Genomic DNA, 20488 nt, shown 5'->3' with positions numbered 1-20488 from the left:
ACCACCTGTGGACAGCCTCTGGACGCCCGCCTGGACACGCACCCGACAGCTCGCGCCGCGCAACGGTGGCCGGTGTGACCGGGCATCCCCCACCGGGCGGTTCGCCGCCGCCTCGTACCGGCAGGACGGTGCCAGGAACGGATCCTGCCAGCAGCCACGGCTTCCTCCCTCTGCCGGCGGCGACCCACACTCAGTGACCCGGTGCGCGCCCCGAACAACACGGTCCCGGCCCCGCCGTGGCACCACCACGGCAGACCCGGGACCTGTGCCCTCGAGCGCCACGCCCGTCACGCTGAGGATCTGAAACGTGCCGGGTCCGCGACGGCCTTGCACACCCCGGCCATCGACTCCGCAGGCTCCCGGGGCAGGCATCCACGACCCACGCTGCCTTCTGCACGCGTTCCGGTCAGCGGGTCGGGCACCCCAGCAGACTCATCCGGCCACGAACGCCTCGAGGTCGCGGACGATGGCGGCCTTCGGCTTGGCGCCGACGATCGTCTTGGCGACCTCGCCGTTCTGGTAGACGTTCAGCGTCGGGATCGACATGACGCCGTACTTGGCCGCGGTGGCCGGGTTCTCGTCGATGTTGAGCTTCACGACCTGGATCTTGTCGCCGTGCTCGGCCGCGATGGCCTTGAGGGACGGCGCGATCTGGCGGCAGGGTCCGCACCAGGCGGCCCAGAAGTCCACCAGGACGGGCTTGTCGCTCCTGAGGACGTCCTCTTCGAAGGAGTCGTCTGTCACGTTCTTCAGTGCCATGGCTGTCTCCTGCTACTCGGTTGCGGCGTCGGCGAGCGCGGCAAGGTGACGCTCGGCGTCCAGGGCCGCGGCGCAACCGGTGCCGGCGGCCGTGATCGCCTGGCGGTAGGTGTGGTCGACGACGTCACCGGCGGCGAAGACGCCGGCGACGTTCGTACGGGTGGAGGGGGCGTCGACCAACAGGTAGCCGTCGTCGTCCAGGTCGAGCTGGCCCTTCACCAGGTCGGTACGCGGGTCGTGGCCGATGGCGACGAACAGGCCGGTGGCGGGCAGTTCGGAGACGGCTCCGGTGACGGTGTCACGGAGGTTCAGGCCGCCCAGCCTGCCGTCCTGTTCGCGGATGCCGGCGACCTCGCTGTTCCAGGCGAAGGAGATCTTCGGGTCGGCGAAGGCACGCTCCTGCATCGCCTTCGAGGCGCGCAGGGTGTCGCGGCGGTGGACGATCGTGACGGACTTGGCGAAGCGGGAGAGGAAGGTGGCCTCCTCCATGGCGGTGTCGCCACCGCCCACCACGACGATGTCCTGGTCCTTGAAGAAGAACCCGTCGCAGGTCGCGCAGTACGAGACGCCACGGCCGGAGAGCGCGTCCTCGTTGGGCAGACCGAGCTTGCGGTGCTGCGAACCGGTCGCCACGATCACGGCCTTGGCGCGGTGGACCGTGCCGGCCGTGTCGGTGACCGTCTTGATGTCCTCGCTGAAGTCGACGGCGACGATGTCGTCCGGGATCAGCTCGGCGCCGAAGCGCTCCGCCTGGGCCCGCATGTTGTCCATCAGGTCCGGGCCCATGATCCCCTCACGGAATCCCGGGAAGTTCTCGACCTCGGTGGTCTGGATGAGCGCGCCTCCGGCGGTCACCGACCCCTCGAAGACAAGCGGCTTCAGCGAGGCACGCGCTGTGTACAGCGCGGCCGTGTAACCGGCCGGGCCCGAACCGATGACTATGACGTTGCGGATCTCGTTCTCGGCGCTCACTTCGCGGCCTCCGGGGCGATCTCTTCGATGAGTCCTTCGACGAGCTTCCTGATCTCGTCGCGGATGGGGCGCACGGCCGCGACACCCTGGCCGGCCGGATCGTCCAGCTTCCAGTCCAGGTAGCGCTTGCCGGGAAAGACGGGGCAGGTGTCGCCGCAGCCCATGGTGATGCAGACGTCCGAGGCCTTCACGGCGTCGACGGTCAGGATCTTCGGGGTCTCGGCGGACATGTCGATGCCGACCTCGCGCATCGCCTCGACAGCCGCAGGGTTCACGGACCCGGCGGGGGCGGATCCGGCCGAGCGGACCTCGACGCGGTCCCCGGCCAGGTGACTCAGCCACGCCGCGGCCATCTGGGAGCGGCCGGCGTTGTGGACACAGACGAACAGCACAGAGGGCTTGTCGGACATCGGGGTCTCTCTTGCTTCGGTTCGAGGTCGGACCCGATTGGCATCAGCATCCGGTGGTGTCAGCCACCACTGATGTGAGAGTATCAGTGCATGATGACGTCAGTCGACACTGAACTGATCCGAGTTCTGGGCGACCCCCTGCGGCTCCGGATCGTGACCCTGCTCGCCCGCGAGACGCTCTGCACCAGCCACCTCGTGGAGGAGACGGGCGCACGGCAGACCAACCTCTCCAACCACCTGAGGGTGCTGCGCGAGGCCGGGATCGTGGAGACCGAGCCGTGCGGCCGCTTCACCTACTACAAGCTGCGCCCCGACGTCATCGCGCAGCTCGCCGACCAGTTCGCCGCGCTGGCCGCCACCGCGCGCACCGCCGCAGAGAACAAGAGGGCCTGTCCGTGACCCGCACCACATCACCCGCGACCACCGCAGAAGAACAGCCGTCGGTGGTCGCGAAGCTTTCGACGCTCGACCGCTTCCTCGCCGTCTGGATCCTGATCGCCATGGGCCTCGGGCTCGGGCTGGGGCGGCTGATCCCGGGCCTGAACGACGCCCTGGCCAAGGTGGAGATCGGCGGCATCTCCCTGCCGATCGCCGTCGGCCTGCTGATCATGATGTACCCGGTACTGGCCAAGGTCCGCTACGACAGGCTCGACGCCGTCACCGGTGACCGCAGGCTGATGGTCTCCTCACTGGTCGTCAACTGGCTCCTGGGTCCGGCCGTGATGTTCGCGCTGGCGTGGATCTTCCTGCCCGACCTGCCCGAGTACCGCACGGGCCTCATCATCGTCGGCCTCGCCCGCTGCATCGCCATGGTCATCATCTGGAACGACCTGGCCTGCGGCGACCGCGAAGCCGCCGCCGTCCTGGTGGCGCTCAACAGCGTCTTCCAGGTGATCATGTTCGGCCTGCTGGGCTGGTTCTACCTCGACCTGCTGCCCGGCTGGCTCGGCCTCGGCGAGGGAGAGTCGCTGGACATCTCCATGTGGAAGATCGCCCTCAACGTCGTCATCTTCCTCGGCGTCCCGCTGCTGGCCGGCTTCCTCACCCGCCGCATCGGAGAGAAGAAGCTCGGCCGCGAGTCCTACGAGCAGAAGTTCCTGCCGAAGATCGGCCCCTGGGCTCTCTACGGACTGCTCTTCACGATCGTCATCCTCTTCGCGCTGCAGGGGAAGACGATCACCTCGCAGCCGCTGGACGTCGCCCGCATCGCCGTCCCCCTGCTCGTCTACTTCGCGGTCATGTGGTTCGGCACCTTCCTGCTCGGCAGGATGATCGGCCTGAACTACGAGCGCACGACCACACTGGCGTTCACCGCCGCCGGCAACAACTTCGAGCTGGCGATCGCCGTCGCCATCGCCACCTTCGGCGTGACCAGCGGCCAGGCCCTCTCGGGAGTCGTCGGCCCGCTGATCGAGGTCCCGGTCCTGGTCGCTCTCGTGTACGTCTCGCTCGCCTGGCGGCGGAAGTTCTCCACGTCGTGAGAGCCGACACCGATGTGGTGGTGATCGGCGGCGGCCAGTCCGGGCTCGCCGCCGGCTACCACCTGCGCCGTCTCGGCCTGGACTTCGTCGTCCTCGACGCGCAGTCCACGCCGGGCGGCGCCTGGCAGCACGCATGGGACTCGCTGCACCTGTTCTCGCCGGCCGCGTACTCCTCGCTGCCCGGCCGTCTGATGCCGCCACAGCCCGGGGAGACCTACCCGGACGCGCGGCACGTCGTCGAGTACCTCACCGACTACGAGAAGCGGTACGAGCTTCCGGTGCTGCGCGGTGAGCCGGCCCTGGCCGTACGCGAGGACGGACCGTTCCTCCGCGTCGAGACCGACTCGGGGGTCCGGCGGGCACGGGCGGTCGTCAGCGCCTGTGGCAGCTGGTCCCGCCCCTTCCTCCCGGCCGTCCCGGGCCGGGGCGCGTTCGAGGGCCGCCAGCTGCACACCGTGGACTACCGCGGGCCGGCGGAGTTCGCCGGGCAGCGTGTGATCGTCGTCGGCGGAGGGAACTCCGGTGCGCAGATCGCCGCGGACCTCGCGTACGACACCGAGCTCACATGGGCCACGCAGCGCGAACCGCGCTTCCTGGCGGACGACATCGACGGACGCGCCCTGTTCGACGTGGCCACCGCCCGCCGCCGTGCTCTGGACGCGGGCGGCACCGACACCGGAGGAGTGGCCTCGCTCGGCGACATCGTCGCCGTACCGCCCGTGCGGGAGGCACGGGACGCGGGGCTGCTGAAGGCGTCCCCGATGTTCACGCGCCTCACCGCGACCGGTGTCGCGTGGGCCGACGGCACGACGGCCGAGGCGGACGCGGTGATCTGGTGCACGGGCTTCCGTCCCGCCCTGTCCCACTTGGCGCCGCTCGGGCTCCGCGGCGTCCGCGGACACATCCCGACCACGGGGACCCGTGCCACCGACGAGCCCCGTCTCCACCTGCTCGGATACGGCGACTGGACCGGTCCCGCGTCCGCGACCCTCATCGGTGTCGGGCGTCCCGCCCGCGACGCGGCCCGCGAGATCGCCGCCCTGCTCCAGGGGAGCTGACCCCTCAGAAGTGCCGTGCCGCACTCTGACCCCGCCTCCGCCGCGTCCCAGCGCGTCGGCCGGACTCAGGCGGCGTCACCGCCGGCGACGCACCCATGACGACACGGTCTTCGTACCGAAGGCGTCCGGCCCCACGCCGCGGGCAGGCGACCCCGACGATCTCACCGGCGCGTGGTGAGCATCTGCCCCATCGCGGCCAGCACGGACGGCTCGACCCGGTAGAACACCCACGTCCCGCGGCGCTCAGAGGTGAGCAGTCCCGCGTCCTTCAGCTTCTTCAGGTGATGGGAGACCGTCGGCTGCGAGACGCCGACGTCGGAGATGTCGCAGACGCACGCCTCTCCGCCCTCGTGCGAGGCGACGGCGGAGAACAGGCGCAGCCGCACGGGGTCGCCGAGCGCCTTGAACATGGCCGCCGTCCGCTCCGCCTCTTCAGCGGTCAGGGGCCGCTCGGTCAGCGGCGGGCAGCACGGAACGACCTCGGGCTCCAGCAACGGCAACACTTCGGCGTTCGACATACTTCTATGTTGACACATGTCGAATCACTGCGGACGGCTGAGGAGGCGGGCCACTCGCGCGGCATCCCGCCCGACTCCGCGGACGGAGGCCGAGGAGAGGCTGCGCTGCCATTCCAGGCCCACGAAGCCGAGTCCCGGCACGTTCGTGGCCACTCCCTCGCGGTGCCGGGGGTGCCCGTCGCCGGACATCACCCCCAATGGGCCGAGGTAGCCGAGGTCCGGGCGGTAGCCGGTGGCCAGCACGATCGCGTCGACCCGCTCGGACGTCCCGTCGGCCCAGGTGACGTGATCACCGCTGATGCCGGTGAAGAGCGGCCTGCGATCGGGCGCTCCGGCGGCCAGCGCCGAACGGTAGCGGCCGTCGTCGATCACCAACTGCGTCGGCGGCGTGCGCAGATGACGCCCGACGGGGGCGGTGTCGAGCCCCGTCACCTTCAACCACCAGTGGAGGTCGCGCCCGAGGGGCCTCTGGCGGGTCAGCTTCACCGGCCGCCTGGTGGCCAGTGTGACGTCGGCGTGCTCCGCCAGCTCGGCACCGATCTGGACGGCCGAGTTGCCTGCTCCGACGACGACGACCCGCTGCCCTTCGAAAGGCTCAGGGTTCCGGTATTCGCCGGCGTGCAGCAGACGGCCCGTGAACGAGGCGAGCCCGGGGAGGCCGGGCCGATGGGGATTGCCGAAGCCGCCCGTCGCCGCGATCACCGTCGCTGTCGTGAGCGAACGCCCGCCGCCGAGCCGGACCGAGAACGCCCCGTCGCCCGTACGGGTCACCGCCTCGACCCGGTGGCCGGTGCGGATGTCGGCGTCCAGCCGGTTCGCGAAGCGACGCAGATGCTCTACGACCTCGTCACGGCGGGGGTACCGGTCGCCGTCGCCGTCGAACGGCATCCCGGGCAGGCCGCTGTGCCGGGCGGGCGAGAACAGGGTCAGGCTGTCGTAGTAGCGCGGCCATGAGCCGACCGGCTCGTCCGACGCCTCCAGTACGACCGGGCTGCGACCCTCGCGCATGAAGGCGTGCGCGGCCGCGAGTCCGGACTGACCGCCTCCGACGACGACCGCGTCCACGTACTCAGCACTCATTCCGCACCCCAATGATTCGACCAATGTCTATGTTGACGTCCATCGAATCAGATGCGATGCTGATGAGGCAAGCATCGACATGCGTCGAACCAAGGAGCCACAGTGAACGCGTCTGCAACCCCAGAGCCGCCCGTCGTGGTGATCGGGGCCGGTCCCATCGGGCTCGCCGCCGCGGCCCACCTGATCGAGCGCGACATCGAGCCGCTGGTCCTGGAATCCGGCCCGGCCGCCGCCCACGCCGTCCGTTCGTGGTCCCACGTCCGTCTCTTCTCGACGTGGGCCGAGCTCGTCGACCCGGCGGCCGAGAAGCTGCTCGCCCCCACCGGCTGGACCGCACCGGACGGTGCCACGTACCCCACCGGCGGCGACTGGGCCGAGCAGTACCTCCAGCCGCTGGCCGACGCCCTCGGCGACAGGGTCCGCACGGGTGCCCGTGTCACCGGCGTCTCCCGCGCCGGCCGCGACCGCGTCGTGGACGCCGACCGCGACCAGCAGCCCTTCAGCGTTCATGTGACGTACGCCGACGGCCGCGAGGAGCGACTCACCGCCCGCGCCGTCATCGACGCCTCCGGCACCTGGCACACCCCCGCTCCGATCGGTGGTGACGGGCTGCCCGCCCTGGGCGAGCGCGCCGCGGCCGACCGCGTCTCCTACCGCGTGCCCGACCTCAGGTCCCCTGCCGTACGGGCCCGTTACGCGGGCAGGCGCACCGCCGTCATCGGCTCCGGCGCCTCCGCCTTCACCGCCCTCACCCAACTCGCCGGCCTGGCCGAGGAGGTGCCCGGCACCCACGCGGTGTGGATCCTGCGCCGCGGCATCAGCGGCAGCACGTTCGGGGGCGGCGAGGCCGACCAGCTTCCCGCTCGTGGCGCGCTCGGCCTCGCCGCGAAGGCCGCCGTCGACAACGGGCACGCCGACGCCGTCACCGGCTTCCGCACAGCCGCCGTCGAGAGGACGGGCGAGCAACTGGTGCTCGTCGCCGAGGACGGCCGCCGCCTCGACCCCGTCGACGAGGTCGTCGTCCTGACCGGTCTGCGCCCCGACCTGTCCTTCCTCGACGAGCTCCGTCTCGGCCTCGACGACCGCCTCCAGGCTCCCGTCGGACTCGCCCCCCTCATCGACCCCAACGTCCATTCCTGCGGCACCGTCTACCCCCACGGCGTGAACGAGCTGTCGCACCCGGAGAAGAACGTCTACCTCGTCGGAATGAAGTCCTACGGCCGCGCCCCCACGTTCCTCGCCATGACCGGATACGAGCAGGTCCGCTCCGTCGCGGCCGCCCTCGCGGGAGATCACGAGGCCGCCGCACGGGTCGAACTCACCCTCCCGGAGACCGGGGTCTGCGGCGGCGCCGGCCTGTTCGACGAGCCGGGCGCCGCCCCCGAGTCCGACGGCGGGTGCTGCGCCGCCCCGAGCACCCTCCAGATCGGCATCGGCGCCCCTGTCTCCTCCGGCGGCTGCTGAACCGCGTGACACACGTCGACGCCGACGGGGCCGCGACCGGAACAGGGGACCGGTCGCGGCCCCCTGCCGTACTGCCCGCGCTGTGCGCCACGCAGATCACCGGCTGGGGAATCGTCTACTACGCCTTCCCGGTCCTGCTGCCCCGCCTGACCGAGGACACCGGCTGGTCCGTGGGAGCGAGCAGCGCCGCCTTCTCCGCGGCCCTCCTTGTCTCCGCCGTCGCCGGTGTCCCCGTCGGCCGCGTTCTCGACCGCCGAGGGCCCCGTGCGGTGATGACCGCCGGTTCCGTACTCGCGGTCCTCGCACTCCTCACCGTCGCGGCCGCTCCGAATCTCCCCGTCTTCACCGCCGGCTGGCTTCTCGCCGGTCTCGCCATGGCGGCCACGTTCTACCAGCCCGCGTTCGCCGCGCTCACCCGCTGGTGGGGCCCCGGACGCGTCCGCGCGCTGACCGTCGTCACCCTCGCCGGCGGGCTCGCGAGCACCGTCTTCGCCCCCCTCACGGCCGCGCTGGCCGAGCACCTCACATGGCGGGCCACGTACATGCTGCTGGCAGGGGTTCTCGCCGCCGTCACGATCCCCGCCCACGCCCTGGCACTGCGCGCACCCTGGCCACCCGCCCCGGAGGCACCCGCCCGAAGACCCGGGCAGTCGACGTCCGTCGCTCGCGGCCGGCCGTTCCTGTTCCTGGCCGGCGCCTTCGCCCTCTCCGGGTTCGCGATGCACGCGGTCGTCTTCGGTTTGGTTCCCCTGATGACCGAACGCGGTGCCGACCCGACAACGGCCGCCTGGGTCCTGGGCCTGGGCGGCGCGGGTCAGACCCTGGGCCGCACCCTCTACGCCATGCTCGCCCGGCGCAGCGGCGTCACCGCCCGTACCGCGACCCTCGTGGCGGCGGGCGGGGCGACGACGCTCGCCCTCGCCCTGGTGTCCGGCCCGATCCCCGTACTGCTCCTGCTCTCCGTCCTCGCGGGGGTGGTCCGCGGGAACCTCACGCTGCTGCAGGCCACGGCCGTCGCGGACCGCTGGGGCACGGCCGCCTACGGCCGGCTCTCGGGACTGCTGGCCGCCCCGGCGACGGTGGCGGGAGCCCTGGCACCCTGGGCCGGCGCTGCGCTGGCCGGGCCGACGGGCGGCTACTCGGGACTCTTCCTCGGGCTCGCCGCGGCATCCGCGGCGGCGGCCCTTCTCGCTCTGTTCTCGGGCGTCCACGACCGCCGGGGGCAACAGCACGAGGCGGGCCCCTGCCACGGTTGCGGACACGCCCCCGGCAACGGTTGAGGACACGCCCCCGGCAACGAGAAACGGGCCCTCGCCCGGACTTTCGTCTCCGGCGAGAACCCGTTTCGTCGGTTTCTCTCTGTGCGCGAGGGGGGAGTTGAACCCCCACGCCCTTTCGGGCACTGGAACCTGAATCCAGCGCGTCTGCCTATTCCGCCACCCGCGCATTGGGTGTTGTCGTCCGGTGGTTCACCTGTTCGGTGCGACCCCCTGGCGACATGCAGAAGATTAGCACGCTGCACAGGGTGGATTCACATCCGTTTGTTTGGGTGCCCCGCCGAGCGAACAGGGAACGAATCGAGCGAGCGCGGAACGAAGGGCGGCGGCCCCCACTCCTCCTGTATGCCCCCCGGGTGCGGGACACTGTCCGGAGGCCGCCTCTACGATCCGGTGTGAGGGGTGACACTCATCGACGGGGCAGACAAGGGGAACCAGCCGATTTCCCGACGCGTGGATACGATCAGTAAGCAGTACCAGGGCGACAACGACGGAGGAGGTGCCCCATGGGAGTCCTGAAACGTTTCGAGCAGCGTCTCGAAGGCCTGGTCAACGGCACCTTCGCCAAGGTTTTCAAGTCCGAGGTCCAGCCTGTCGAGATCGCGGGCGCCCTCCAGCGGGAGTGCGACAACAACGCGACGATCTGGAACCGCGAGCGGACGGTCGTCCCCAACGACTTCATCGTGGAGCTCAGCACGCCCGACTTCGAGCGTCTGAGCCCGTACTCGGGCCAGCTCGGCGACGAGCTGTCGGGCCTGGTCCGCGACTACGCCAAGCAGCAGCGCTACACCTTCATGGGCCCGATCAAGGTCCATCTGGAGAAGGCGGACGACCTCGACACCGGCCTGTACCGGGTGCGCAGCCGCACCCTGGCGTCGAGTACGTCACAGTCGCCCGGCGGCGGCGCCCAGGCGGCGGGCGCAGGCGCGGGCGGCGGCTACGGCTACCCCCCGGCGAGCGCACCGCCGATGCCGGCCGCGCCGCCTCCCGGCATGGCCGCGGGTCCGCGTCCCGGTCCCGCGGCGGACCGGCGTCCGGCAGGCGCGGGCGCCATGCCGAACGCCCAGGTACGACGTTGGATCGAGATCAACGGCACACGCCATCAGATCTCCCGCCCGACGCTGGTGCTGGGTCGCAGCACCGACGCCGATGTGCGGATCGACGACCCCGGCGTCTCGCGCCGGCACTGTGAGATCCGGACCGGAACGCCCTCGACGATCCAGGATCTCGGGTCCACCAACGGCATCGTGGTGGACGGGCAGCACACCACCCGCGCTACGCTCCGCGACGGCTCGCGAATCGTCGTGGGCAGCACCACCATCGTTTACCGGCAAGCCGAAGGGTGAAGCGGGGGCAATGTCAGAGCTGACCCTGACGGTCATGCGGCTAGGTTTCCTGGCTGTTCTGTGGCTGTTCGTCATCGTGGCCGTCCAGGTCATCCGCAGCGATCTGTTCGGGACGCGGGTGACCCAGCGCGGTTCGCGCCGTGGCGCCGAACAGCGTCCACAGCAGCAGCGCCAGAACTCCGCGCCGCCGCAGCAGCGCCAGCAGGCCGGCGGCCGCCAGCGGCGGGGGGCGCCGACGAAGCTGGTCGTGTCCGAGGGCACGCTCACCGGCACCACCGTCGCCCTCCAGGGCCAGACCATCACCCTGGGCCGGGCACACGACTCAACGATCGTGCTGGACGACGACTACGCGTCCAGCAGGCATGCCAGGATCTACCCGGACCGTGACGGCCAGTGGATCGTCGAGGATCTCGGGTCCACCAACGGCACATATCTCGACCGGACCCGGCTCACCACGCCGACACCGATTCCGCTGGGCGCGCCGATCCGCATCGGCAAGACCGTCATCGAGCTGCGGAAGTAGTACGACAATGAGCGAGCGGAGCGAGCGAGCCGCAGCGGTCCCCACAGGTGACCTGCACGGGCTGCTCCCGACCGGAGGGTGGGCAGTGTGGCTCGAGACCGGCTGGCGCGACAGTCGCCCGGCGAGCCGACGGGTGAGGTACGCATGAGTCTTTCTCTGCGTTTCGCCGCCGGCTCGCACAAGGGCATGATCCGCGAGGGCAACGAGGACTCCGGCTATGCCGGGCCCCGCCTGCTCGCCATCGCCGACGGCATGGGCGGTCAGGCGGCCGGTGAGGTCGCCTCCTCCGAGGTCATCTCGACGCTCGTCACGCTCGACGACGACGTACCCGGCTCCGACATCCTGACGTCGCTCGGCACCGCCGTTCAGCGGGCCAACGACCAGCTCCGGATGATGGTCGAGGAGGATCCCCAGCTCGAGGGCATGGGCACCACACTCACCGCCCTGCTGTGGACCGGGCAGCGACTCGGCCTCGTACACGTCGGCGACTCACGCGCGTATCTGCTCCGCGACGGGGTGCTGACCCAGATCACACAGGACCACACCTGGGTGCAGCGGCTCGTCGACGAGGGCCGGATCACCGAGGAGGAAGCCACCACCCACCCGCAGCGCTCCCTTCTGATGCGCGCGCTGGGCAGCGGCGACCATGTGGAGCCCGACCTCTCGATCCGTGAGGTCCGCGCCGGTGACCGCTATCTGATCTGCTCCGACGGCCTGTCCGGCGTCGTCTCCCACCAGACCATGGAGGAGACGCTCGCCAGCTACCAGGGCCCGCAGGAGACCGTGCAGGACCTGATCCAGCTCGCGCTGCGCGGCGGCGGGCCGGACAACATCACCTGCATCGTCGCGGACGTCCTCGACACCGACTCCGGCGACACCCTGGCCGCCTCGCTCAGCGACACTCCCGTCGTCGTCGGAGCGGTCGCGGAGAACCAGCACCAGCTGAACGACGGCGGCGCCATGCAGACGCCGGCCGGCCGCGCCGCCGGGCTGGGACGTCCCTCCGCGCCGCAGGCGCCCGGCGGCAGCTTCGGCCCGCCCGGATCCGGCGACGCCGCCGGATTCGGCGGCATGCCGCCCGAGGGCGGCTTCGGTGCCTACACCGACGACGACTTCGTCAAGCGGGGCGGCGGCCGCAAGTGGCTGAAGCGCTCGCTGTTCATCGCTCTCGCCCTGGCGGTCGTCGGCGGCGGTCTGTACGGCGGGTACCGCTGGACCCAGGGCCAGTACTACGTCGGCACCAAGGGCGAGCACGTCGCCCTGTACCGCGGCATCAGCCAGGACCTCGCCTGGGTCTCGCTCTCGGAGGTCGAGAAGGACCACCCCGAGATCGAACTCAAGTACCTGCCGCCCTACGTGCGCAAGCGGGTCGAGGCGACCATCACGGAGGACAGCCTCACCACCGCCCGCAAGAAGGTCGACGAGCTCGCCAAGCAGGCCACCGCCTGCAAGAAGGACGAGCAGCGCCGCGAGGCGGCCGACCGTGCGAGCAGCCCGCCTCCGGGCGAGGGCGAGGCCGGCGGCACCGCCGGCACGCCCACCACGCAGGACGCGAAGACCAAGCCGACCGCAGCCTCTCCCTCCCCGGGTCCCACCCTCTCGGAGGAGGAGCAGAAGCTGGCCTCGAACTGCGGCAAGCAGTAATCGTCCGTAGGGGGCCTTCTCCACCATGAGCGTTGTCACCAACACGACCACGATCGGCGCGATCGACGCGCCGAGCCGGCGGAACACGGAGCTGATGCTCCTCGGCTTCGCCGTGGCCATCCCGGTGTTCGCCTACATCAACGTGGGCCTCGCCCTCGACGGCGAGCTGCCCGCGGGCGTCCTCGGATACGGCCTCGGCCTCGGCCTGCTCGCGGGCGTGGCCCACCTCGTGGTGCGCAGGTTCGCCAAGTACGCCGACCCGCTGCTGCTGCCGCTGGCCACGCTGCTGAACGGCCTCGGTCTGGTGCTGATCTGGCGCCTGGACCAGTCGCCCCGGCTGCAAGCGCGCAACGACTTCGCGGCGCAGGCCACGAACCAGCTGATGTACTCGGCTCTGGGCATCGCGCTGTTCGTCGGCGTGCTGCTCGTCATGAAGGACCACCGGGTCCTGCAGCGCTTCACGTACATCTCCATGGCGGCCTCCATCGTCCTGCTGCTGCTGCCGCTGGTACCGGGCCTCGGCGCCGACGTCTTCGGCGCCAAGATCTGGATCCGGGTGGGCGGCTTCTCCATCCAGCCCGGCGAGTTCGCGAAAATCGTCATCGCGGTCTTCTTCTCCGGCTATCTGATGGTCAAGCGGGACGCCCTCGCCCTGGCCAGCCGCCGGTTCATGGGGCTCTACCTGCCGCGCGGGCGGGACCTCGGCCCGATCCTCACGATCTGGGCGATGAGCCTGCTCATCCTGGTCTTCGAGAACGACCTCGGTACGTCGCTGCTGTTCTTCGGCATGTTCGTGATCATGCTGTACGTGGCCACCGAGCGGACCAGCTGGATCGTCATGGGTCTGCTGATGTCCGCCGGCGGCGCGGTCGTCGTCTCCACCTTCGCCACCCACGTCCAGTCCCGCGTGGCCGCGTGGCTCGACCCGTTCGGGTGCCTGGAGACCGTCAAGGACAACCCCAACATGCTCAACGCCTGCGACCAGATGACCCAGGTGCTGATGTCGTTCGGCGCCGGCGGCACCCTGGGCACGGGCTGGGGCCAGGGCAACTCCGACCTGATCTCCTTCGCCGCCAACTCCGACTTCATCTTCGCCACCGTCGGCGAGGAACTCGGGCTGGCCGGAGTGATGGCTTTCCTGCTGATCTACGGGCTGATCATCGAGCGCGGTGTCCGCACCGCACTCGCCGCGCGCGACCCGTTCGGAAAGCTCTTCGCCATCGGGCTCTCCGGCGCCTTCGCGCTGCAGGTGTTCGTGGTCGCCGGCGGCGTGATGGGCCTCATCCCGCTGACCGGTATGACGATGCCGTTCCTCGCGGCCGGTGGTTCGTCCGTCATCGCCAACTGGGCCCTGATCGGCATCCTGATCCGTATCAGCGACACGGCGCGCCGACCCGCGCCGGCACCCGCCCCGTCCCCCGACGCCGAGATGACCCAGGTGGTCCGACCGTGAACAAGCCCCTGCGCCGAATCGCGATCTTCTGCGGACTGCTGGTCCTCGCCCTGATGATCCGGGACAACTGGCTCCAGTACGTCCGGGCCGACGAGTTGAACACGCACAAGAAGAACAAGCGCGTGGAGATCGAGCGTTACGCGCACGAGCGCGGCAACATCGTCGTCGACGGCAAGGCGATCACCGGCTCCGCCGAGACGGACGACACGTACTACAAGTACAAGCGGACCTACACCAACGGGCCGATGTGGGCTCCGGTCACCGGTTACGCCTCGCAGGTCTTCGGCGCCAACCAGCTCGAGAAGCTCGAGGACGGCATCCTCAGCGGCAACTCGGACCAGCTCTTCTTCGACCGCACGATGGCGATGTTCACCGGCGACGAGAAGAAGGGCGGCAACGTCGTCACCACCCTCAACGAGAAGGCCCAGGAGGCCGCCTTCGAGGGACTCGGCGACAAGAAGGGTGCCGTCGCGGCGATCGACCCGAAGACCGGCAGGATCCTCGCCCTCGCCTCCACTCCGTCGTACGACCCGTCCTCTTTCGCCGGTCGTCTGGACAAGGACGGGAAGGCGTGGACGGCGCTGACCAGCGACCCCGACAAGCCGATGCTCAACCGGGCACTGCGTGAGACGTACCCGCCCGGCTCGACGTTCAAGGTGGTCACCGCCGCCGCCGCGCTCGAGAACGGCAAGGTCGACGACATCAACGCCCCCACGGACACGCCGGAGCCGTACATCCTCCCCGGCACCCGTACGCCGATGGTGAACCACGCCAGCGGCTGCGAGAACGCCACCCTGAACAGGGCCATGGAGGTCTCCTGCAACTCCGTCTTCGCCAAGCTCGGCGACGACGTGACGCGCGACAAGATGGTCGAGACGGCTGAGAAGTTCGGCTTCAACAACCCGGAGATCGACGTCCCCGTCCGTGCCGCCGCCTCCGTCTACGACAAGACGATGAGCCGGGACGGCAACGCTCAGTCCTCCATCGGCCAGTTCAACACCGCGGCCACTCCGCTCCAGATGGCGATGGTCACCGCGGCGATCGCCAACGACGGCAAGCTGATGAAGCCGTACATGGTCGACAAGCTGGTGTCCCCGGGCCTCGACGTCATCCAGCAGAACGAGCCGGAGGAGATGAGCCGGCCCGTGTCCGCCGAGAACGCCCAGCTCCTCCAGCAGATGATGGAGAACGTCGTCGAGAACGGCACCGGCGGCAACGCGGCGATCGACGGCGTCAAGGTCGGCGGAAAGACCGGTACCGCCCAGCACGGCGAGAACAACAGCAAGAACCCCTACGCCTGGTTCATCTCGTACGCCAAGGACGCCAACGGGTCGCCGGTGGCCGTCGCCGTGGTGGTCGAGGACAGCAACGCCCGCCGGGACGACATCTCCGGTGGCGGCCTCGCCGCCCCGATCGCCAGGGACGTGATGAAGGCGGTACTGGACGGCAGGCAGTGACGAGGATCACTCCCGGCCTTCATACCTGCACATTGCGATACCGGTCGGGTATCAGCTGCCGATTGCGGGCGGATCAAGTACGGCGTGCCCGGTAGCCTTTGCGCGAAACAGCACACCGTAGGACCACACACGGGTGCGGTCGGGACTGACGGAGAGGGCTGGAACAGTTATGGAAGAGCCGCGTCGCCTCGGCGGCCGGTATGAACTGGGCTCGGTGCTCGGCCGTGGTGGCATGGCCGAGGTCTACCTCGCCCACGACACCCGGCTCGGCCGCACTGTCGCCGTGAAGACGCTGCGGGCCGACCTCGCCCGCGACCCGTCCTTCCAGGCCCGGTTCCGCCGTGAGGCCCAGTCTGCCGCCTCGCTCAACCACCCTGCGATCGTCGCTGTCTACGACACCGGCGAGGACATGGTGTACGACAACGGGGCCGGCACGGGCCCCGGGGTCTCGATCCCGTACATCGTCATGGAGTACGTCGACGGCTCCACGCTTCGTGAGCTGCTTCACTCCGGCCGCAAGCTGCTGCCGGAACGCACGCTCGAGATGACCGTGGGCATCCTCCAGGCGCTCGAGTACTCGCACCGCGCGGGCATCGTCCACCGCGACATCAAGCCGGCGAACGTCATGCTGACGCGCACCGGTCAGGTCAAGGTCATGGACTTCGGCATCGCCCGTGCCATGGGCGACTCCGGCATGACCATGACCCAGACCGCGGCCGTCATCGGCACCGCCCAGTACCTCTCCCCGGAGCAGGCGAAGGGCGAGCAGGTCGACGCCCGCTCGGACCTCTACTCGACGGGCTGCCTGCTCTACGAGCTCCTCACCGTCCGCCCCCCGTTCCTGGGCGACTCTCCGGTGGCTGTGGCCTACCAGCACGTACGGGAAGAGCCGCAGCCCCCCAGCAACTTCGACCCCGAGATCACGCCCGAGATGGACGCGATCGTGTTGAAGGCACTGGTCAAGGACCCGGACTACCGCTACCAGTCCGCCGACGAGATGCGCGCGGACATCGAGGCGTGCCTCGACGGCCAGCCGGTCGCCGCCACGGCGGCGATGGGCGCGGTCGGCTACGGCGGCTACGGCCATGACGACCAGCCGACCACGGCGCTCCGCCAGGCCGACCCGGCTGGCCAGACGTCGATGCTGCCGCCCATGAACCCGGACGACGGCGGCTTCGGCAGCTACGACGACCGCCAGGGCCGCCGGCGCCAGAAGAAGTCCAACACCTCGACCATCCTGCTGGTGCTCGCGGGCATTCTGGTGCTGATCGGCGCGGTGCTGATCGGCAAGTCCATCTTCGGCTCCACCAACGGCGGCGAAGTGGCCGTGCCGCGGCTGGTGGGTCTCACGATGAAGGATGCGCAGGACGCGGCCGACAACTCCAAGGTGAAGGTCGCCCAGTCCAGCACCGCTCGCTGCGACCAGCCCAAGGGCAGCATCTGCTCCCAGGACCCCGCGCCCCCGGAGAAGATGAACGAGGGCGAGACGATCCAGGTCGTCGTCTCCGAGGGCGCACCCAAGGTCAAGGTCCCGGACGTCGTCGACAAGGACGTGGAGGACGCGACGGAGATTCTCGAGGGCGAGAAGTTCGTCGTCGAGACCAAGGAGGTCGAGTCCGCCGACGAGGACCCCGGCACGGTCCTCGAGCAGGATCCCGCGGGCCGTTCCATGGCCGAGGTGGGCACCACCGTCACCCTCACCGTCGCCAAGCAGGCCAAGCAGGACCTGCCGAACGTCGTCACCCAGCAGTTCAACAACGCCAAGAGCCAGCTGGAGACGCTCGGGTTCGAGGTGAACAGGGTGGATGTCGACTCGGACAAGCCGCTGGGCGAGGTCATCGCCCAGGACCCGCCGCCCGGAAAGGTCGCCAAGGGGACCAAGGTCACCCTCCAGGTCTCCAAGGGCCCGGCGCAGGCCCAGGTTCCCGTGCCGGGTGACATCCTCGGCAAGCGGGTTTCCGAAGCCCGGCAGATCCTGCAGCAGGCCGGATTCACCAACATCCAGATCGCACCGGGCAAACCTCAGGACGAGAACGCCATCGTCGTCGGCTCCAATCCCGCTCCGGGCACGCCTGTCGACCCGGCGACCCAGCCGATCGTCCTCGACACCTTCGGTGGCGACGGCGGCGGCGACGGCGGTAACGGCAACGGCGGCATCTTCGGCGGCCGGAACGGCGACGACTGACCTCGCGCCTCCCGCAGCATGGGACGAGCCCCGGCACCTGGATGGGTGCCGGGGCTCGTCCCGTGTACGGACCGCGGGAACCTAGCGCAGTTCCGCCGGGGGCGTGCGCTGGTCGTCGACCTTCTCCGTGCGCTCCAGCTCGCCCCACACGATGTACCGGTAGTTGGACGTCAGCACCGGCGTGCAGGTCGTCAGGGTGATGTAGCGTCCGGGCTTCGTCTTCCCCGACTCCTTCGGGACGGGCTGCAGAACGTCCACGTTGTACTTCGAGGTCTGCGGCAGCGTCTTGTAGACCTTGTAGACGTACCAGGTGTCCTTCGTCTCGAAGACGACCGGATCACCGTTTCGGATCTTGTGGATGTTGTGGAACTTGGCCCCGTGACCGTCGCGGTGCGCGGCCAGGGTGAAGTTGCCCTTGTCGTCCCAGGGGAGGGCCGACTTGATCGGGTCGGTGTAGTAGCCGGCGATGCCGTTGTTGAGTGCCTTGGTGTCGGTGCCCTTCTTCACCAGGACCTCGTCGTCGCCCATCGCGGGTACGTGGAGGAAACCGATGCCGTCCCGCAGGTCCAGGTCCTTCTTCTCCGCGCTCTCGGGGCCGCCGTTCGCCCAGTCGTCGCGGATCCGGTCGCTCTGTCTGGAGGATTCACGGTCGGCGAGGACATTGGTCCACCACAGCGAGTAGACGACGAAGAGTCCCAGCACCACGCCCGCGGTGATCAGCAGCTCTCCGAAGACACTGATGGCGCCGGCGATCCGGCCTCGTGCACGTGCCACTGCACCTGTTCCCTGTCTTGAAGTGTCCCGGTGTCTCAGCGTCTCGACGCCTCAGCGTGTCAGCCGACGAGTGCGTCGGGCTTGCCCTTGCTGCGCGGCCGCTCTTCGACCATCTTGCCCCACACGATCATTCGGTATGTACTCGTGAATTCGGGCGTGCACGTCGTCAACGTGATGTAGCGGCCCGGCTGTTTGAATCCGGACTGCTGCGGCACCGGACTGATCACGCTCACGTTCGACGGCATGGTCTGCGGAAGAATGCTCGCCATCTCGTACGTGTAGTACGTGTCCTGTGTCTCGACGACGATCGGATCCCCCGGCTCGAGGCGGTTGATGTAACGGAACGGCTCGCCGTGGGTGTTGCGGTGGCCCGCCACCGCGAAGTTGCCCTGCTTGTCCTCGGGCATCGCCGTCTTGAGCTTCCCCTCGCCGTAGTGGCCGACCATGCCCCGGTCGAGCACCTTGTGCTTGTCGATGCCCTCTGCGATCGGCACGACGACATCCAGCTTGGGGATGTACATGATGGCGAAGCCCTGTCCGGGCTCGAAGGCGTCGGGCTTGCGGCCCTTGGCCCAGTCGTCCTGGATCTGATTCGCCGCCTTGTCGGCCTGCTGGCCGGCGAGGACGTTGGTCCACCACAGCTGATAGGTGACGAACAGCAGCATCAGGACGCCGAAGGTGATGAACAGTTCACCGATGGCCCTGCTGGCGATGACCGCCGGGCTGTCCTTGGCCGCTCGCGCGGCACGCCGTGCCTCGACGCGGCTGAGGGGTTTTCCCGACTCGGACGGCTCCACGGCCGACGCGGCGGGGCGCCGGCGGCCCCGGCCCTTGGCCGCCCTGCGCCGCTCCGCACGGCCGGGCCCCGGGGGCGTCTGGGCGGCGCGGCGGGTGTCCGACGTGAGCAGGGCCACCGTCTCGTCGTCGGGCACCTGGATCGGCTCGGACATCGGGGTGCGCACCTGCTCCGGCTCCGGCGGCGGTGCCTGGGCGGGCACCGGAGCCGGATCAGCGGCGTACCAGTCGCGGCGGTGCTCCTGGAGGTCGTGCGCCGAGTACTGACCGTGCGGCGGCTCCTGCGGCTGTGCCTCGCCGCCCTGCGGGATGTTCGGCGCGCGGAACCACGGTGAGCCGTGCTCGCGGGACGGCAACGGATCCGTCAGGGGATCCGTCAACGGATCCGTCAACGGGTCGTACGGGGGCTCACTCCCCGTCTCTGCCCCGTACCCGTACGGGTGCTCGTGCTCGTGCCCCGGGCGCACGGCACTCACGCCAGAGCCTTGCCCACCACCGGTGCGAGTCCCGCCGAACGTCCGACCGCCCCGGTGTCGCCGCACTGCACAAGCCAGTTGGCGAGCATCCGGTGGCCGTGCTCGGTGAGAACCGACTCGGGGTGGAACTGCACTCCCTCGACGGGCAGTTCACGGTGCCGCAGCCCCATGATGATGCCGTCCGCGGTACGCGCCGTCACCTCGAGCTCCGCCGGGAACCGTGCGGGCTCGGCCGCCAGCGAGTGGTAGCGCGTCGCGATGAAGGGCGACGGCAGGCCGGCGAAGACGCCTGTTCCCTCGTGGGTCACCGGCGATGTCTTGCCGTGCAGCAGCTCGGGTGCCCTGTCGACCACCCCGCCGTACGCGACGGCCATGGACTGCATGCCGAGGCAGACTCCGAACACGGGTACGCCGGTGGCCGCGCAGTGCCGCACCATGTCGACGCAGACTCCGGCCTCTTCGGGGGCCCCGGGGCCGGGGGACAGCAGCACGCCGTCGAAGCCGTCCTGTGCGTGCTCCAGGGCGACCTCGTCGTTGCGCACGACCTCGCACTCGGCGCCGAGCTGGTACAGGTACTGGACGAGGTTGAAGACGAAGCTGTCGTAGTTGTCGACGACGAGAATGCGCGCGCTCACCGGGCCGCTCCTCCTTCTCCGTCCACCGTCACCTCGCCGAACGGGAGCAGCGGCTCCGCCCACGGGAAGACGTACTGGAACAGCACGTAGACGACCGCCAGGACGAGCACGAGCGAGAGGGCCGCCCGCACCCACACGTTGCCCGGCAGATGCCGCCAGATCCAGCCGTACATGCCGTCCC

Annotated in this window: 20 protein-coding genes and 1 tRNA gene; 11 read left to right on the top strand and 10 right to left on the bottom strand. The window is 69.8% G+C overall.

Annotated elements, in window-relative coordinates; genetic code table 11:
* Positions 1 to 432 precede the first annotated feature (432 nt).
* From trxA to ACFYV1_RS16175, 3 genes are read right to left on the bottom strand one after another with little or no spacing between them, the layout of a single operon-like run.
* Positions 433 to 759 carry a thioredoxin gene (gene trxA, locus ACFYV1_RS16185; RefSeq protein WP_389396101.1) on the bottom strand — a complete coding sequence of 109 codons (327 nt, stop codon included), beginning with the start codon at positions 757 to 759 and terminating at the stop codon, positions 433 to 435.
* Positions 760 to 771: 12 nt separating this feature from the next.
* On the bottom strand, positions 772 to 1731 hold the full coding sequence (trxB, locus tag ACFYV1_RS16180; protein WP_389396100.1) for a thioredoxin-disulfide reductase: 960 nt from the start codon (positions 1729 to 1731) through the stop codon (positions 772 to 774).
* On the bottom strand, positions 1728 to 2141 hold the full coding sequence (locus tag ACFYV1_RS16175; RefSeq protein ID WP_389396099.1) for an arsenate reductase ArsC: 414 nt from the start codon (positions 2139 to 2141) through the stop codon (positions 1728 to 1730). Before ACFYV1_RS16175 ends, trxB begins: the two co-directional genes overlap by 4 nt.
* A gap of 90 nt (positions 2142 to 2231) precedes the next feature.
* Here ACFYV1_RS16175 and ACFYV1_RS16170 point away from each other — a divergent pair, with 90 nt between their 5' ends.
* Genes ACFYV1_RS16170 through ACFYV1_RS16160 form a run of 3 tightly spaced genes read left to right on the top strand, consistent with a single transcriptional unit; the run spans position 2232 to position 4680 of the window.
* Complete coding sequence (locus tag ACFYV1_RS16170; protein ID WP_264245630.1) at positions 2232 to 2540, top strand: helix-turn-helix transcriptional regulator; 309 nt, start codon at positions 2232 to 2234, stop codon at positions 2538 to 2540.
* Positions 2537 to 3622 carry an ACR3 family arsenite efflux transporter gene (gene arsB, locus ACFYV1_RS16165; protein WP_389396098.1) on the top strand — a complete coding sequence of 362 codons (1086 nt, stop codon included), beginning with the start codon at positions 2537 to 2539 and terminating at the stop codon, positions 3620 to 3622. The genes ACFYV1_RS16170 and arsB overlap by 4 nt, the downstream gene beginning before the upstream one ends.
* Positions 3619 to 4680: an ArsO family NAD(P)H-dependent flavin-containing monooxygenase gene (locus ACFYV1_RS16160; protein WP_389396097.1), complete on the top strand. Its 1062-nt coding sequence runs from the start codon at positions 3619 to 3621 to the stop codon at positions 4678 to 4680. Before arsB ends, ACFYV1_RS16160 begins: the two co-directional genes overlap by 4 nt.
* Positions 4681 to 4841: 161 nt before the next feature.
* Here ACFYV1_RS16160 and ACFYV1_RS16155 read toward each other — a convergent pair whose 3' ends face one another.
* Both ACFYV1_RS16155 and ACFYV1_RS16150 read right to left on the bottom strand, forming a co-directional pair.
* The gene (locus ACFYV1_RS16155; protein WP_389396096.1) at positions 4842 to 5198 is read right to left on the bottom strand and encodes an ArsR/SmtB family transcription factor; all 357 of its coding nucleotides are present in this window, start codon (positions 5196 to 5198) and stop codon (positions 4842 to 4844) included.
* 24 nt (positions 5199 to 5222) lie between these two features.
* Complete coding sequence (locus ACFYV1_RS16150; protein ID WP_389396095.1) at positions 5223 to 6278, bottom strand: flavin-containing monooxygenase; 1056 nt, start codon at positions 6276 to 6278, stop codon at positions 5223 to 5225.
* 102 nt (positions 6279 to 6380) lie between these two features.
* Here ACFYV1_RS16150 and ACFYV1_RS16145 point away from each other — a divergent pair, with 102 nt between their 5' ends.
* Both ACFYV1_RS16145 and ACFYV1_RS16140 read left to right on the top strand, forming a co-directional pair.
* Positions 6381 to 7742, top strand: coding sequence for an NAD(P)-binding domain-containing protein (locus ACFYV1_RS16145; protein ID WP_389396094.1), 1362 nt, complete (start codon positions 6381 to 6383; stop codon positions 7740 to 7742).
* A 5-nt stretch (positions 7743 to 7747) separates the two neighbouring features.
* Positions 7748 to 9022 (top strand): MFS transporter, encoded by a 1275-nt coding sequence (locus ACFYV1_RS16140; protein WP_389396093.1) that lies wholly within the window; start codon positions 7748 to 7750, stop codon positions 9020 to 9022.
* Between the two features lie 82 nt (positions 9023 to 9104).
* Here the strand turns inward: ACFYV1_RS16140 and ACFYV1_RS16135 are convergent.
* A tRNA-Leu gene (locus ACFYV1_RS16135) sits at positions 9105 to 9188 on the bottom strand.
* Between the two features lie 337 nt (positions 9189 to 9525).
* Here ACFYV1_RS16135 and ACFYV1_RS16130 point away from each other — a divergent pair.
* From ACFYV1_RS16130 to pknB, 6 genes are all read left to right on the top strand, one after another.
* The gene (locus tag ACFYV1_RS16130; protein ID WP_389396092.1) at positions 9526 to 10365 is read left to right on the top strand and encodes an FhaA domain-containing protein; all 840 of its coding nucleotides are present in this window, start codon (positions 9526 to 9528) and stop codon (positions 10363 to 10365) included.
* 10 nt (positions 10366 to 10375) lie between these two features.
* Positions 10376 to 10888 carry an FHA domain-containing protein gene (locus ACFYV1_RS16125; RefSeq protein ID WP_389396091.1) on the top strand — a complete coding sequence of 171 codons (513 nt, stop codon included), beginning with the start codon at positions 10376 to 10378 and terminating at the stop codon, positions 10886 to 10888.
* A 144-nt stretch (positions 10889 to 11032) separates the two neighbouring features.
* On the top strand, positions 11033 to 12532 hold the full coding sequence (locus ACFYV1_RS16120; protein WP_389396090.1) for a Stp1/IreP family PP2C-type Ser/Thr phosphatase: 1500 nt from the start codon (positions 11033 to 11035) through the stop codon (positions 12530 to 12532).
* 25 nt (positions 12533 to 12557) lie between these two features.
* Positions 12558 to 13985, top strand: a complete 1428-nt coding sequence (locus ACFYV1_RS16115; RefSeq protein ID WP_389396089.1) for an FtsW/RodA/SpoVE family cell cycle protein — start codon at positions 12558 to 12560, stop codon at positions 13983 to 13985.
* A complete protein-coding gene (locus ACFYV1_RS16110) occupies positions 13982 to 15442 on the top strand; it encodes a peptidoglycan D,D-transpeptidase FtsI family protein (RefSeq protein ID WP_389396088.1) in 1461 nt (486 codons plus the stop codon). Before ACFYV1_RS16115 ends, ACFYV1_RS16110 begins: the two co-directional genes overlap by 4 nt.
* A 169-nt stretch (positions 15443 to 15611) precedes the next feature.
* Positions 15612 to 17627 carry a Stk1 family PASTA domain-containing Ser/Thr kinase gene (gene pknB, locus ACFYV1_RS16105; RefSeq protein WP_389396087.1) on the top strand — a complete coding sequence of 672 codons (2016 nt, stop codon included), beginning with the start codon at positions 15612 to 15614 and terminating at the stop codon, positions 17625 to 17627.
* Between the two features lie 81 nt (positions 17628 to 17708).
* On the opposite strand, the gene ACFYV1_RS16100 is transcribed toward pknB, so the two are convergent.
* The 4 genes from ACFYV1_RS16100 to ACFYV1_RS16085 are packed head-to-tail and all read right to left on the bottom strand — an operon-like array spanning position 17709 to position 20480.
* On the bottom strand, positions 17709 to 18401 hold the full coding sequence (locus ACFYV1_RS16100) for a class E sortase (RefSeq protein ID WP_389396086.1): 693 nt from the start codon (positions 18399 to 18401) through the stop codon (positions 17709 to 17711).
* Between the two features lie 59 nt (positions 18402 to 18460).
* Positions 18461 to 19672, bottom strand: a complete 1212-nt coding sequence (locus tag ACFYV1_RS16095; protein ID WP_389396085.1) for a class E sortase — start codon at positions 19670 to 19672, stop codon at positions 18461 to 18463.
* The gene (locus ACFYV1_RS16090; protein WP_389396084.1) at positions 19669 to 20307 is read right to left on the bottom strand and encodes an aminodeoxychorismate/anthranilate synthase component II; all 639 of its coding nucleotides are present in this window, start codon (positions 20305 to 20307) and stop codon (positions 19669 to 19671) included. Before ACFYV1_RS16090 ends, ACFYV1_RS16095 begins: the two co-directional genes overlap by 4 nt.
* On the bottom strand, positions 20304 to 20480 hold the full coding sequence (locus ACFYV1_RS16085; protein WP_389396083.1) for a hypothetical protein: 177 nt from the start codon (positions 20478 to 20480) through the stop codon (positions 20304 to 20306). The genes ACFYV1_RS16090 and ACFYV1_RS16085 overlap by 4 nt, the downstream gene beginning before the upstream one ends.
* Positions 20481 to 20488: the final 8 nt, after the last annotated feature.

Origin of the sequence: Streptomyces sp. NPDC003023 (assembly GCF_042888225.1) — a bacterium.
Taxonomy (GTDB): domain Bacteria; phylum Actinomycetota; class Actinomycetes; order Streptomycetales; family Streptomycetaceae; genus Streptomyces.
This window is presented reverse-complemented; position numbering and strand designations above follow the sequence as displayed.